Consider the following 14729-nt stretch of genomic DNA (forward strand, 5'->3'; position numbering starts at 1 on the left):
ACTGCAATCCACCGTTTCATAAAATGGAAGGGTGGGCTCAGGTCCTGACACGGGCGAAATGCTTGGTCAATTCGAGCAGGGTCACCCGCAACTCCGGAGGTCGCACGGGCTTGGCCAGGATTGAAATGTTCATGTGGTGCAGCGAATGACGAATTCTTTCGATGTCATGGCCGGTCATGATCATGGCGGGGACTTCCCAGCCCCGTTGTTCGCGAATCGCGGCGATGCATTCGGAACCGGAGACCTTCGTACCCAGGTCGAAGTCGGCAATGATGATGTCGCAGTTACTGGTCACCCCGACCCCATCGCTGTGGATTTCCACTTCGCAGCCCCATTTTTCCAGTAGCGCTGACGTTGCCATCAGCACGTTGGCGTCGTCCTCCACCAGGCACACCCGCAAACCTTGCAAACGCCCTTGCGTGGGCACCGGCCTGTGCGCCACAACCCTTGGCGCGACCCTTTCCAGCCCCTGGATCATCGCGCGTGTCCCCTTGCCCAGGCGGGAGTCCAACCGGATCTCCAGGTTGATCAACTGGCTGATTCGCTTGACGATGGACAACCCCAGGCCCAGTCCTTCGACGTCCTTGTCCCGGACGTGGCGTACCCGATAAAACTCCTTGAACACCTCGGGCAGATGCTCGGCGGCAATGCCCCGGCCCTTGTCGTAAATGACAATGGCCAAGCCACGGCCTTTCGGACGCACGCCGATCAACACCGGTTGGCCGGGGGCGTATTTGAGCGTATTGGAGATCAGGTTCTGCACCATGGTCGCCAACAGCCCGGCGTTGACATTGACCCAGTGCCGACAAGGTCGCAGGCGCAATTCGACCCCGGCCCAGCGGGCGGCTTCGGTGTTTTGCTTGACCACGTCCTGGAGCAACGTGCCCAGGTGCACGGGTTCGGCCTGCGGTTCAAGTTGGCCGTTATCGAGGGTGTAGATGTCCAGGATCGAACGAAACAGCTGCGACACGATGTGCAACGAACGGTCGATATTGTCCACCAGTCGCAACTCTTCCTGCCCCAGCCGGGCATCGCGCAGGCAAGCGGTAAACAAACCGATCGAGTGAATCGGCTGGCGCAAGTCATGGCTGGCCTGGGCCAGGAAGCGGGACTTTTCCTGGTTCGCGGCAATCGCCTCTTCCGAAGCGATGCGGGTACGGGTCAACAGGATATGCGCGTAGGCAGGCACCACGATGGTGGTGACGATCAGCATCAGGAACAGGTAGGGCTGGCCACGCCAGAACGGCGTGAGCAGGAAAATCACCACCAGGGTCGACAGCGCGATAGCGGTCGCCAGCGCCAGGTAGCGCGAGCCGAAACGCATGCCATTGCCCAACGTGACCCAGAGCAATGCCGCGTACACCGGTAGCAGTCCCTCCCCACCCACGATCAAGGCGAAGGCGAGGCTTGCATAATCCAGGGTCATCGCAAAAAGACGACGCAGGAAGAAGTGCCCGGGCCAACGCTTGATCGCCATCCGCAGCGGGACCGCGGCGCCAAAGAAAAAGGCCATGTACCACAGGATCGGTACATACGTTTCGAAATCACTGGCCAGACAGGCCACCACAATGATGTAGAGCGCCGTACAGGCACCGACCGTCAATCTCAGCGTCGCTTGATCAAGCTCGCTATTCTTTTCCGTCATAACCACAGGATTATTCCACACGAAAGGTTGTTTCAAACTTGAAACCCGAGGGAGCAGTTTAGGTTACGATGCGCGAACTTGAACTCAGAAGGATCTGAAGCATGACCTGCCGAGTTATTGTGGCCGATGACCATCCTTTGTTTCGTGAAGGTATGTTGAGAACCATCGAACGGCTTCTGCCGACGGCCACCATAGAACAAGCTGGTAATCTGGACGAAGTGCTGGCTCTGGCGCGGTCCGGCGTGGAAGTGGACTCCTTGGTGCTGGATTTGCGCTTCCCCGGTATTAAATCGCTGCAGGTCATAAGCCAGTTGCGGCATGAGTTCAAACGCACCTCGATCATTGTGGTTTCGATGGTGGATGACAGGGATGTTATTTCCCAGGTAATGGCGCTGGGTGCCGACGGTTTCATCGGTAAGAATATCGACCCCGCCGATATCGCCGACGCCATCATGGCAATTCGCGAAGGCGAAGTAGTGGTCAAGTATCAGGCGGAAAACGCCATCTTGGATGATGCACTTTCGCAACTGACCGCTCGTCAGCGACAAGTGCTTGGTTTGATCGCCGCCGGCAAGACCAACAAGGAAATAGCCCGGGCGCTGGGCATTTCCCCCTTCACGGTACGCATCCATGTCTCAAGCCTGCTCAAATCCCTGGGTGTTCCCACACGTTCAGCGGCTGCGGCGCAATTTCCCAACGTTCCAGGCGATGGCGGATGGTTGGGCAAACCGCAGACGTGAAGGTATGACGTCGTGAATAATCATTGAGCGTTATCCCCCCTGCCCGCCGCCAAGGCCATAGCACACTTGTACTATAGCTTCGCTCCGTACTCTCCCCCTAAGCTGAAGACGCTCTGAAGAAAAGCGGCTCGAACAGCCAAACATAAAACAAAACCAACGCGCCCTACCTACGCCGTGCCGTATCACTGTGCCTATTGAAAAGTTACGGCGTGCCAAGCCCGTGGATTAAATAAATCGCTCGGCGGCGCAATGCTGGATCAACTTCACCGTCTGCCCGGTTGAAGTGGAAGGGTCCTGACATCAACTCAAGGAAAGTCATTATGTCCTTCAACTATGGAAAAACACTTGGAAATGGATTGGCACTGTGCGTGCTGGCGGGCGTACTCAACGGCTGTGCGAACACCGGTGACTTGGGTAAGTTGATGAACACCCTGAACCAGGGAACCCAGAAGTACGACGTCACCTACCTCAAGCAAACGATCATTCCGGGCAAGACGACAAAAGGCCAGATCACGCAGATGTTCGGTGCGCCGACCAATGAGGAACTCAATTCGACCAGCACCAGCAACGAGTCGAACTGGACCTATGAAAAGAATGATGAGGGCCTCGATAAGTACATGAAGTTGGCTCACAAGTACGTGTCGACCGAAACGAGCCTGAAGATGTATGAAACCTCGGCGCAACTGGCCAAGGCACAAACCGTGGCCAATGACGTCAGCAGCGTGACCGGCACGAAAACTGGCCAAAGCCAGACCCAAGGTTCGGTATTGACCATCTATTTCATCGACGATGTCGTGAAGTACTACAGGGTCTACTGACGCAATGGCGCCATCCGTTGGGGACAGCGCCAGCCTGTCCCCAGCCTTCACCGAGGCTAGCGGCTACGCTTGGAGGCATCAAAAGTCATGAGATGCCAAAGCCGGTGGAAAAGAACAGTGAACTCGACCAGGCCACGTTACGCCTGACCGTCAGCGCCTGTGCGCTCTTGTATATCGTCATCCTGGCCGGCCTGTATCCAGAAGACGCCGCCAGCTACGTGCCCATCATTATTTACATCGGCACGTTCATTTTCGTCTCGGTGTTCCTGCGCATGATCATCAAGCGCTGGCCAGGACACTTCTTCTGGCGACGCCTTTTCACGATGCTGCATGACTACACAGGCATCGCTTTCGCCATGGTGCTGGGAGGTGAAAGTGCACTGCCGATCTACGCAGCACTGCTCTGGGTAACCTTGGGTAATGGCATGCGCTTCGGCTCGCGCTACCTGGCGCTGGCCACCGTTATCGCGCTGTCGACCCTGGTGCTGATTTTCTGCCTTCAACCCTTCTGGCGCACCCAGCCCTACATGTTCCTCATGCTGATCGTCACCACCATCGTGGTGCCAGCCTATGCGCACATTCTGCTCAAGCGCACACGCATTGCCTCCGAGGAAGCGCTTTTGGCCAACCAGGAGAAGTCGCGGTTCCTCGCCCAGGCCAGCCACGACCTGCGCCAACCGATCCACTCCATCGGCCTGTTCACCGCCTGCCTGCGTGACGCCAGGCTGGGCATGGAAGAACTGCGGCTGGTGGACAATATCGACCGCTCGCTGCACACCGTCTCGCAGTTGTTCCGTTCGATCCTCGATATCTACACCCTGGATCACGGCAAGCTGGTACCCCAGGCCGACACCATTCACTTGGGGGCCTTATTGCAGGACGTGGTCAAGCAGAACACCGAGGCGGCTCGCTGGGCCGGGGTCGAGCTGCGCCTGCGCGCCTGCCCTTATTGGGTCAACGTCAATCCGGGCATGCTGACCACAATGATCCAGAACCTGTTGTCCAACGCCCTCAAATACGCGCCCGGCCAACCGGTACTCATTGGCGTGCGTCGCCAGGGCAAGCGCCTGGCGGTGGTGATCTACGACAAGGGCCGCGGCATCGCCGCCGAGCATCTGCCGCAAGTGTTCAAGGAGTTCTACCGCGTGCGCCATGTACGCGATAAAGATGTCGAGGGTCTAGGCCTGGGCCTGTCCATCGTCAAGCGCATCAGCCAGATCCTCGGTGTCGATATACACATCCGCTCCAAGGTCGGCCAAGGCACCCAGGTGGCAATCAGCGGCCTGGAACTGGCGGCTCCAAGGTTCATGGAACCCAAGGTAGCGCCCGTCCAGAATCGCCTGGACGGATTGCGCGTGTGCTTGGTAGAAGACGACGCCAACGTGCTGATGGCGACGTCGGCGCTCCTGGAAAAATGGGGTTGCGAGGTTGAAACCCACAGCGACGGCGAGGGGTTGACCAGCGATTGCGACATTGTCATCGCCGATTTCGACCTGGGCACGAAAGTCTCGGGCGCCGAGTGCATTGCCGCGATACGCGAGCAGCGCGGCTGGCAAGTCCCTGCGTTGGTCATCACCGGGCATGAGATCGAGCGGATACGCCAATCGCTGCACAGCCTGAACATCTCGGTGCTGGCCAAGCCCGTGCGACCGCCGGAGCTGCGAGCGGTATTGCTCGAGCTCGTCAAACGCATGGATCGCAGGGGCGCGGACTCAGCTCACCTCAACCCACCCAGCCGATAGCCGTCTTGGGAATCACCTCGGACTCGTCGAGCTTGGACGCAAACATGCTCACCGCATCGAGGGCATCGGTGGTCCCGTTCCGGATCTGCACGATGACCGATCCGGCCTGGTCTGCCAGGGTGACGCCACGCAAGGCGCCCTCATGGGTCACGTTCATGCTCGCGACGGCATCGCGGGTTTCGGAGAGGATCATGCCGATCATTTCGGCGATCTCCGACGTGGAGCGACTGGTGCGCCCGGCCAGTTGCCGGACCTCGTCGGCCACCACCGCGAACCCCCTCCCCTGATCGCCAGCCCGCGCCGCCTCGATGGCCGCGTTGAGGGCCAGCAGGTTGGTCTGGTCGGCAATGCCGCGAATGGTGTTGACGATGGCGGTGATCTCTTCCGAACGCGCCCCCAGTTGCCCAACCAGGCGCGCGGAGGCGCCGATGTTGTCGGCGATCTCGCGCATTTCCTTGGCGGTCTGATGGATCACCTGGGCGCCCTGTTCGGCCACCCGCTCGGTCTCGGCGGAGATGTGGTACGCCCGGGACGCGCCGCGGGAATCCTCTTCGAATTTCTCCACCCGCTCGGTGATGTCGCTGGCGAACTTCGCGATTTTGCACAACTTGCCTTCGGCGTCGTAGACCGGGTTGTAGCTGGCTTCCAGCCAGACGACTCTGCCGTTCTTGCCGAGGCGCTTGAATTGCCCGCTGAAAAACTCACCGGCGTTGAGACGACGCCAGAAATCGCTGTACTCCGAGCTGCCCACCAGGCTCGGTTCGCAAAACATCCGGTGGTGCTTGCCCTTGAGTTCAGCCAATGAGTAATTCATGACATTCATGAAGTTGTCGTTGGCGGTCAGGATGTTGCCGCCCAGGTCGAACTCGATGACTGCCATGGCCCGGTCGAGGGCCGCCAGCCGGCCACGGGTTTCGGCCTCAGCGGTCACTTTGGCAGTGACATCGAGTGCGTACTTGACTACTTTTACGACGCGGCCCTGTTCGTCCACCACCGGGTTATAGCTGGCTTCCAGCCACACGTTCTGGCCTGACGCGCTGCGGCGCTGAAACGTGCCGGAAACGAATTGCCCGGCGCGCAACTGGTTCCAGAATTCGCGGTATTCGGCGCTGCCCGCCAGCGCCGGGGTGCAGAAATCCCGATGGGACAGGCTGGTCACTTGCTCCGCACGGTAGCCCATCGTTTTCAGAAAGTTCTCGTTCGCCCGCAGCACCTTGCCGTCGGGACTGAATTCGATAACCGCCATCGATCGCTCAAGGGCGCCGACCAATCCCTTGTAGGTTGCCAATTCGGCCGTCCTAGCCGTCAGTTCGTTTTTTAGTGTTTTATTAAACATGACGTACCCTCGGTGAACCCTGAAAGTAACCGGACCTTCTATTCATATCGGCGGGTTGGCTGGGGGCTGAACGGTACGGCGTAATTATGTTTCGGCGCCAAAACCCACCGAATCCATCAACCAGCTTCTAAAGGCCTGCACTTTTGGCGAATCGGCCAGTTCATGGGGGGTGACGAAATAGAAGCCCAGGTCGGACCTCAATCGCAGGTCAAAGGGTGCAACCAGTCGTCCAGCCCTCAGGTCATCCTCGACATAGGTTGAGCGACCGATGCACACACCCAGGCCGTCCACCGCCGCCTGAACAGCCATCATGGCCAGGTCGAATGTCAGCCGGCTGCCTTCGGCCAGTTTTGTGGGTTGGCCGGCGGCGCTCAGCCACGCACTCCAGTCGCCGCTGGTCACCCCGCTGACCTGCAACAACGTGTGTTGGGCCAGGTCGCCTGGGGTCCGCAAGGCGGTCGGACCGTGCAGCAACCTGGGGCTGCACACCGGGAAGATGTCGTCGGCCATCAGCCAGTCGGCCCGCACGCCCTTCCAGTCGCCGACACCGTAACGAATGGCCGCATCGACACCGCCCTTGCGCAAATCCACCCGCTCCGTGGACGCCGTGACGTGCACATCGATAGTGGGAAACGCCTGCTGGAACGACGCCAGCCGCGGCAGCAGCCATTTGGAGGCAAATGAAACCAGCGTACTGATCGTCAAGACACTGTTGTTGCGGCTCTCCAGCAACATCCCAGTGCAATAGCGCAACTCATGGAAGGCCGAACGAACGCCGGGGAAATAGGCCTGGCCTTCGCTTGTCAGGGCCAAACCGTCCTTGAGCCGCAAGAACAAGCGCACACCCAGCTCCTCTTCGAGCCGGCGAATTTGATGACTGATCGCTGTCTGGGTGACGTTCAGCTCTTCGGCAGCCTTGGTAAAGCTCATGTGTCGAGCTGCCGATTCGAAGGCTTTCAGGCCGTTCAAGGATGGGATTCTGTCGGCCATGATGGGGGGGCATGCTCATGAGATTTTGTCATACGCTAGCACCGAAGATGTCCTTTGAAAATGTTCCGGCTCTCACGGATTCTGGCGGCATGTCCCCCATCCTTGAGGAAACCATGGAACTGTACTTCGCACCCCTGACCTGCTCATTGTCCCCGCACATCGTGTTGCGGGAATTGGGCTTGCCCTTTGAATTGATCCGGGTCGACAACAAGACCAAGCGCACCGCCGACGGACGCGACTTCCTTGGCATCAACCCCAAGGGTTATGTGGCAGCCCTGGTGCTGGATAACGGTGAGGTCCTGACCGAGGGGCCCGCCATCGTCCAGTACCTGGCCGATCGGGTCCCCGGGAATACACTTGCACCGGCCAATGGCACTTGGGAGCGAGTTCGTCTGCAGGAATGGTTGAACTTCATCAGCACCGAGATCCATAGCGGCTGTGCCCCGCTGTTCAATGCCGATATCGCCGAGTCAACCAAGGCAATCTTCAGGGCAAGACTGTTCAAGCGCCTGGACTACCTCAGCCAGGCCCTTGAGCAACAGGATTACCTGATGGGCCGCTTCGGCCTGGCCGACGCGTATCTATTCACCGTTTTGACCTGGTTGCCGTTGTTCAATATCGCGATCGGCGACTGGCCGGTACTGGCGTCGTTCATGGCCCGAATCGCGGCACGTCCCAGCGTCCGGGCGGCGATGGCGGCAGAAGCGGCATGATCCATCCCAGTGCAAACTGACCCACCGCTATCGCGAGCAAGCTCGCTCCCACAAAGGTCGGCGGTGGATTCCGATTTCTTCAACGCCTCAAAACCACTGTGGGAGCGAGCTTGCTCGCGATGACGGCGGCACATCTAACATCCTGCAAGCTGACCTACCGCTATCGCGAGCAGGCTCGCTCCCACAGAGGCCTGCGGGCGACTCAAAAATTGAAGGGCTTATTCGCCCAAGGCCTGGCTGAAGGACGTGTCGATAATTCCGGCGGTGACCAACGGGGCCGGCAGCGCCTTGACCTTGAACAGGAAGTCCGCCGTGCTTTGCAGGTCGGCGGCGGCCTGTCGGTCCACCGGGCCGATGCTCATGTGAGCCTGGCGCAACCAATGGCGCGAGACGTTCTGGTCGAGGTTGGCCTTTTTCGCCCACAGGTCCGCGTATGCGTCGGTGTGGGTGTCGACCCAGCCACGGGCCTGCTTCACCCGCCCCAGGAAGTCGGCGATGGCTTCGCGCTTGCTGTCGATGGCCGGTGTCGAAGCGGCAATGGCGCTGAGGCCGGGCATGAGGTTTTTCGCCGTCAGGATCGGCCGGGCGCCGGAGAACAGGATCTGCTGCGAGATGTAAGGCTCCCATACCGGAAAGGCATCAATGCTGCCCTGGGGCAAGGCCGCCGCCGCGTCGATCGGCATCAGCTTGATGAAGTCCACATGGTTCTCCGGCAGGCCGGCCTGTTCCAGGGCTCGCAGGGTCAGTTGCTGGCTCCAGGCGCCCGGCCAATAGGCGACCTTCTTGCCCTTGAGGTCGGCGATGGTCTTGACCGGCGAGTCCTTGGGCACCAGTAGCGCGATGGTGTCCGGGTTTTGCCGCGAGACTCCGATCAGTTTCACCGGAGCCTGTTTGGCAGCCAGGAACAGGAACCCCGAATCGCCGAGGAAACCCAGGTCCAGGTCGCCGGTATTCAGTGCCTCGGCCAGAGGCGCGGCGGCCTGGAAATGTTTCCAGTCGACGCGGTAGGGAGCGCCCTCAAGCACACCCGCAGCCTCCACCGAGGCCCGCACGTTGTAATAGTTCTGGTCGCCGACGTGCAGGACCAACGGCTCGCTGGCCTGGGACAACGGTGCGGCGAACAATGTGCTGAGGAGCAGAGAACGGAAGAACTTCATGAAGGCATTCCTGAATGGATTTCATAGAACATAACGCTCTTGTAATTCCATCCGAAATTCTTTTAACGCATAAGCTCATAGTCACAAAGCAGCGAGTGTCCAGGGTGCAACAGTGCCGCAACAAAACGATTTCATTGCAGATATTTCCCAGGCGACAGCTTCGATTCTTCGGTCATGGATATACCCTACAAAGCTATACCCATAACCGTAAGAAATAATCGATCTAAACTGAGGTCCTCAAATGCCCCCACCGCGCGGGCTCAGCCGATCAACCTCGCATACACCGGCCGGTCGATATTCCCCCCGGTCAGAATCACCGCCACCTTTTTCCCCCGCATCGCTTCACGCTCCTGCATGAGCGCCGCCAAGGCCGCGGCGCCCGCACCTTCGGCGAGGTTGTGGGTGTCGGTGTAATACACCCGCATGGCCTCGGCAATTTCAGCGTCGCTGACCGCTACGATCCGCGCCGCAGCGGCACCGTAGATGGCCAAGGCCTCGGGAATGGGTTTGCGCACGGCCAGTCCGTCGGCAAAGGTGTTGGCCGAAGGGGTCTCGCAAAGTCTTCCCGTTTCAAAGGACGACTTCGCCGCGTCGGCCTCGGTGGACACGACGCCCACCACGCGGGTTTTCAGGCCCAAGGCATCGCGGGCGGCGATGACTGCGCAAATCCCCGATCCGCAGCCTATCGGCACGTAGACCGTATCCAGGTCCGGCACGGCCTGGAACAGCTCAAGCCCGTAGGTCGCCACGCCCTTGACCAATTCGGGATGAAACGGCGGCACCAGGTAGAGTCCCTGGGCGTGGGCCAAGCGTAAGGCCTCTTCGCGGGCCTCATCGAAATCGCGGCCAAACTCGACCACCTCGCCGCCAAAGCCACGCATGGCGTTGTTCTTCTCCACGGAGTTACCTTGCGGCACGACAATCAGCGCTTTCAAACCCAAGGCAGTAGCCGCCAGCGCCAGGCTCTGGCCGTGATTGCCGCGCGTCGCCGTGACGATGCCTTTTGCTTCCGGGTGTTCGCGCTTGAGCCAATGCACGAAGGTCAGGCCACCGCGCGCCTTGAAGGCCCCGGTCGGGGTGTGATTCTCATGCTTGACCCACACTGTGCAACCCAACCGTTCAGCCAGCAACGGCCAAGCGTATTGGGCAGTGGCGGGCATGAATTGATAGAGATGGCGGGCAGCCTGTTCGATGTCGTCGCGGGTCAGTGTGTGCATGATGGGCCTCCAGGTTTTTGCCCAGTCTAATCAGCGCGCCATCGGCGGGCTTTCAGAAAACTGACCTGACTTTCGGGCTTGCTCTTCATTACTATGCGGTTCATGAGCCCGCGAAACCGCCAGTCGCCGCCCCCACCTGAACCGGTCCGTCGTATCGAGGCCGGACCCTGGGCGATCGAATTGCTGCCCGGCTGCGCCTACGCCACTCGCTATGTCGCGACCCAGTCAGCCATCGGCTTTGCCTTCGACAGCCAGCGCGGCCTGCATGCCATCGGCAGCGACCGCGTGCGGCCCTTCGAGGCGCTGCCCAACGGCCTGGCATTCGTTCCCGCCGGGTGCGACGTGTTCTCCGAATCTCCCGCCGGCGGTGAATACCTGCGAGTCGTGCGTACCGACGGTATGGCGTTACCGGGGACGCATGCATTCAACAATCGCATTGACCCGCAGGCCATCACCCTCGCGTTGAGAATGCGCAGCGCGCTGTTGCGTGCCACCGCAGAGGACGATTGGGAAGCCTGGGCGCTCGGTTTGGCTGAACGCGTGATCGACCACAAAGCGTTTTCACCACGCCCTCAAGGCTCCATCACGGACGGCCGGATGCGCCTGCTCGACGACTTCATCGACGCCAGTCTCGACAGCCCGGTGGGGGTCCAGGCCATGGCGGGGCTGCTTGGCTTGTCCGAGGGTTATTTCATCCGAGCCTTCAAGCAGGCGACTGGCAAAAGCCCGCACAGCTACCTGATCGACCGGCGCCTCGCCAAGGCACGGGCGCTGATGCGTGATTCAACCGCCCGGCTGACCGACATCGCACACACCTGTGGCTTCAACTCCCAGGCGCACATGACCACGCTGTTCAAGCAACGCCTTGGCATCAGTCCGGCGCAGTTGCGCAGGTAGTTGTTCGGGCCTGATACACCGTTATCGCGAGCAGGCTCGCTCCCACATTCGACCGCCAGCAGACAGAACAGCCGTGGGCAGCACTGCCCCCTGTGGGAGCGAGCTTGCTCGCGATGAGGTCTTGCCAGTCGGCATGGATACTGAATGAAAGACCGCCATCGCGAGCAAGCTCGCTCCCACAAGGCCCCCAGGCTAGCCGGCGGTGACGGTCATGCCGCCGTCCGCCATGACCACCGCACCGACCACAAAACTCGCACGGTCCGAGGCCAGGAACGCCACCACTTCGGCAATCTCTTGCGGCTGTGCAGCCCGGCCGATGGGCGCAGCTTCACCGTGTTGGGCGAGGAATGCCGGACCGTCCTCGACCACGTCATTGAGGATGTTGGTGACCACATCGCCAACACCGATGGCATTGACACGAATACCGTGCTCGATGGCTTCCAGCGCCAAGGTGCGCGTCAGTTGCGCCAGGGCCCCTTTGGAGGCGGTGTAGGCGGCAATGGTCGGGAAGGCAAAATAGGACGCGTAGGAGGCGATGTTGACGATGGCTCCCGACTGGTTGGGCATCATCGCCTTGACCGCTTCGCGCGAGTGCAGGAAGGCAGCGGTGGCGTTGACCGCCTGGATGCGCTCCCAGTCCTGGCGCGTCATGTCGATCACTAACTTGTTGATGATGATCCCGGCATTGTTGACCAGGATGTCCAGCCGACCGAACTGCTCGACGGCCAGGCCGACGGCGCGCTCGGCGGCGCCATCCGCGGTGATGTCGGCCTCCAGCGGCACCAGCCCCGGACGGGCCAGCTCATGGACGGCGGGGTTGATGTCTTCAGCCACCACCTTGGCGCCGCGGGCATGCAACAGCAATGCGACAGCCCTGCCGATGCCACTGGCAGCGCCGGTGACCAGCGCAACCTTGCCTTCGACTTCGTGGGGAATAGTGGGTTGGATATCGGTCATGATCGCTCTCCTGCGTGAGCGGGCAGACGAGACATTCGCCGGCCCGGCGCCCATGGGCGCTGTCGTTATCGACGGCTTCACTGTCTCCCATCGGCGACTGCCGGGCTTTCGCAGGCTTGCTGGGACTGTCGGGGTCTTGCGCGAATCTGTCCGTGAGGGCCAAAGCCGTGCTCTAGCTGAACCATCGCCATCGCGAGCAAGCTCGCTCCCACAGGGGAGTGGCGGTGGATGAGCCTCTCGCAGGCGCCCCAAAAAATGTGGGAGCGAGCTTGCTCGCGATGACGGTCGCACCGTCAACATCATTTCATGAGCAGTTGATCCAGGCAGCGGCATCAGCGAACCAGATGCTGGACGCCAATCGCTGGCCTGTCGGGGATAATAGCGGCGGACTACAAAGGCTCTGCAGTCTGGATGAGCGAATTGAGCACCAGCTTTATTTCAATCGCCGGATCTTTATGCCCTTGCAATATCAAGCCTTCGGCCAAGGCCGTGAAGGTCTTCGCAAGCGCGGCATGTTCCAGCGGTGGTTTCTTGCCAGCATGGTTGAATATGACAGTAATCAACTTGCCCAAGGCCTCGCTGTTTTCCTCATGCAAGTCGTAGTAATGCTGCGAGAACTCTTCATCACGCAGGGCAATCAATTGCAACTCGGCATCGAGGATCGCACAGCGGGTATTATTCTTCAGGGTGTCGATATAGGCATTCAAGCCATGGCTCAACTGCTCTGACGAATACCCCGACGTCAGGGTCGTACTCAATCGATCGATTTCAACGCGCTTGAAGCGTTGAGTCAGTTGCAGGAGCAAGTCCGATTTACTGGAAAAATTGGAAAAGAAGGCGCCTTTGGAAAAGCCGGCCTCCTCGGCAATGACGTTGACGCTGGCGGCATGAAAACCTTTGCTGATCATCAGCTCAGTAGCGGTGTCGAATAATTTGTCTCTTGTTATTTGCTGGCTCTCTTCTCGACCTAGTCTCTTTTTAATCACGCCCTCGGCTCCTTTGGCCAGTCAAAATATGCACCTGTATCTGAATGCGACGAAGCGATTACTCACTGTAGTGAACCGGTGTCCGCCATCATATCTTATACGCGCCTCATTCAATCATTTACATTTTAACTTTCAAAAAGTGCCATGTATGTGCCATGTAACCGGGACAGCCTGCCGTGATGCAAGATGGACTATGCAGTCACGTTTTTCACGCCGGGAACAGGTAAATCCAAACCATCGAGGCTCGTTGCTGGCGAGCGGGTTGGCCCCTCTTTGACCTTCCTCAACGCCGCATTTTCCGCACCTCCATGCCACGCTATCGGATGAAAAAATCCGCGTAACGGCCGGTTCAGAGCCATCGATTCGCTAGCCTTACGAAATACCGCTTGATTTCCAGATACCGAATGGTTTTTACTTGCGCCGTTGGTGGAGCCCAACGCCTGATCAGGGCATCGAGTCAGTGACACCGATCTCGATGCAATGACAGGTCACCTCACAGGAGCGGGATTTTAATGGAATATGCCTTCGTTACAGGCGCTACTGGCCTGCTCGGGAATAATGTCGTTCGTGCGCTGTTAAAACGAAACATCAAAGTAAAAGCCCTGGTTCGTTGCGCCGAGAAAGCCAGGAAACAGTTCAGCGGCCTGCCCGTGGAATGGGTCGAAGGCGACATGCTCAATGTCGACGCCTTCAGTCATGCACTGCAAGGGTGCGATGCCTTGTTCCATACGGCGGCTTATTTCCGCGACAGTTACAAAGGCGGGAAACACTGGCAAAAACTCTATGACACGAATGTGACCGGCACCGAGCGCTTGTTGCAAGCCGCTTATGACGCCGGCATCCGTCGTGCCGTGCACACCTCTTCCATTGCCGTATTGAAGGGCAATAAAGATCAAGTCATCGATGAAACCATGTCTCGCAGTGAACAGGAGGCTGACGATTATTACTTGAGCAAAATATTGTCCGAACAAAAGGTCCAGCAATTTTTGGCGCAGCACCCGGACATGTTCATTGCCATGGTATTGCCAGGGTGGATGTTCGGCCCGGGGGATATCGGCCCGACTTCCTCAGGCCAGTTCCTGCTGGACTTTGTCGGACAAAAATTGCCCGGTGTACTTCCTGGCAGCTTTTCCGTCGTCGATGCCCGGGACGTGGCCGAACATCAAATCGCGGCCATCACCCGCGGCAGGTCCGGAGAGCGTTACCTCGCCGCCGGCAATCACATGGACATGAAGAGCATCTTCCAGGCGCTGGCCAGCGTCAGCGGCGTAAAAGCCCCTGAACGAAAAGTGCCTTTGTTCATGCTGCGACTGATCGCACTGATCTATGAAGGCTATTACCGGATTACCAAGAAGCCGGTACTGATCAGTACGTCTACGGTCAAGCTCATGGCGCAAGAACAAGACCGCACGCATTTCAGCCACAACAAAAGTTCAAGGGAGTTGCAATGCCAATTCCGCCCTGTCGCTGAAACCCTGACCGATACCCTGGACTGGTATCGGAATAACAACTACACAGATGCTTAATTGAG

At 59.2% G+C, this 14729-nt stretch carries 13 protein-coding genes and 1 pseudogene; 6 read left to right on the top strand and 8 right to left on the bottom strand.

Annotated features, from left to right (window positions below; genetic code table 11):
- Positions 1-37: 37 nt before the first annotated feature.
- Entirely contained in the window at positions 38-1645 is a 1608-nt protein-coding gene (locus tag ACIPQ1_RS12295; protein ID WP_446534196.1) for an ATP-binding response regulator, read from the bottom strand.
- Between the two features lie 101 nt (positions 1646-1746).
- Here ACIPQ1_RS12295 and ACIPQ1_RS12300 point away from each other — a divergent pair, with 101 nt between their 5' ends.
- The 3 genes from ACIPQ1_RS12300 (at position 1747) to ACIPQ1_RS12310 (ending at position 4945) form a co-directional block, all read left to right on the top strand.
- A complete protein-coding gene (locus ACIPQ1_RS12300) occupies positions 1747-2385 on the top strand; it encodes a response regulator (RefSeq protein ID WP_250963691.1) in 639 nt (212 codons plus the stop codon).
- Positions 2386-2705: 320 nt separating this feature from the next.
- Entirely contained in the window at positions 2706-3203 is a 498-nt protein-coding gene (locus tag ACIPQ1_RS12305) for a hypothetical protein (protein WP_250963690.1), read from the top strand.
- Between the two features lie 92 nt (positions 3204-3295).
- A complete protein-coding gene (locus tag ACIPQ1_RS12310) occupies positions 3296-4945 on the top strand; it encodes an ATP-binding response regulator (RefSeq protein WP_446534197.1) in 1650 nt (549 codons plus the stop codon).
- Here the strand turns inward: ACIPQ1_RS12310 and ACIPQ1_RS12315 are convergent.
- The 3 genes and pseudogenes from ACIPQ1_RS12315 to ACIPQ1_RS12325 form a co-directional block, all read right to left on the bottom strand.
- Positions 4926-5510 (bottom strand): methyl-accepting chemotaxis protein, encoded by a 585-nt coding sequence (locus ACIPQ1_RS12315; protein ID WP_411387523.1) that lies wholly within the window; start codon positions 5508-5510, stop codon positions 4926-4928. The genes ACIPQ1_RS12310 and ACIPQ1_RS12315 overlap by 20 nt on opposite strands.
- Before the next feature lie 3 nt (positions 5511-5513).
- Positions 5514-6281: pseudogene (locus ACIPQ1_RS12320) on the bottom strand (PAS domain-containing protein); the annotation flags it as partial.
- Between the two features lie 84 nt (positions 6282-6365).
- Positions 6366-7271 (bottom strand): transcriptional regulator GcvA, encoded by a 906-nt coding sequence (locus tag ACIPQ1_RS12325; RefSeq protein ID WP_446534198.1) that lies wholly within the window; start codon positions 7269-7271, stop codon positions 6366-6368.
- Between the two features lie 113 nt (positions 7272-7384).
- Between ACIPQ1_RS12325 and gstA the strand changes: the two genes are divergently transcribed.
- Positions 7385-7984: a glutathione transferase GstA gene (gene gstA, locus ACIPQ1_RS12330; RefSeq protein WP_446534271.1), complete on the top strand. Its 600-nt coding sequence runs from the start codon at positions 7385-7387 to the stop codon at positions 7982-7984.
- Positions 7985-8202: 218 nt separating this feature from the next.
- On the opposite strand, the gene ACIPQ1_RS12335 is transcribed toward gstA, so the two are convergent.
- On the bottom strand, positions 8203-9141 hold the full coding sequence (locus ACIPQ1_RS12335; RefSeq protein ID WP_411384964.1) for an ABC transporter substrate-binding protein: 939 nt from the start codon (positions 9139-9141) through the stop codon (positions 8203-8205).
- A 260-nt stretch (positions 9142-9401) separates the two neighbouring features.
- On the bottom strand, positions 9402-10358 hold the full coding sequence (locus ACIPQ1_RS12340) for a threonine dehydratase (protein WP_250963680.1): 957 nt from the start codon (positions 10356-10358) through the stop codon (positions 9402-9404).
- A gap of 93 nt (positions 10359-10451) precedes the next feature.
- Here ACIPQ1_RS12340 and ACIPQ1_RS12345 point away from each other — a divergent pair, with 93 nt between their 5' ends.
- Positions 10452-11255: a helix-turn-helix transcriptional regulator gene (locus ACIPQ1_RS12345; protein WP_411387525.1), complete on the top strand. Its 804-nt coding sequence runs from the start codon at positions 10452-10454 to the stop codon at positions 11253-11255.
- A gap of 192 nt (positions 11256-11447) precedes the next feature.
- Here ACIPQ1_RS12345 and ACIPQ1_RS12350 read toward each other — a convergent pair whose 3' ends face one another.
- Both ACIPQ1_RS12350 and ACIPQ1_RS12355 read right to left on the bottom strand, forming a co-directional pair.
- A complete protein-coding gene (locus ACIPQ1_RS12350; RefSeq protein ID WP_446534199.1) occupies positions 11448-12212 on the bottom strand; it encodes an SDR family NAD(P)-dependent oxidoreductase in 765 nt (254 codons plus the stop codon).
- Between the two features lie 389 nt (positions 12213-12601).
- Entirely contained in the window at positions 12602-13198 is a 597-nt protein-coding gene (locus ACIPQ1_RS12355) for a TetR/AcrR family transcriptional regulator (protein ID WP_353050731.1), read from the bottom strand.
- A 512-nt stretch (positions 13199-13710) separates the two neighbouring features.
- Here ACIPQ1_RS12355 and ACIPQ1_RS12360 point away from each other — a divergent pair.
- Positions 13711-14724, top strand: a complete 1014-nt coding sequence (locus ACIPQ1_RS12360) for an SDR family oxidoreductase (RefSeq protein ID WP_250963677.1) — start codon at positions 13711-13713, stop codon at positions 14722-14724.
- Positions 14725-14729: the final 5 nt, after the last annotated feature.

The sequence above is a fragment of the Pseudomonas sp. LARHCG127 genome, from assembly GCF_052871455.1.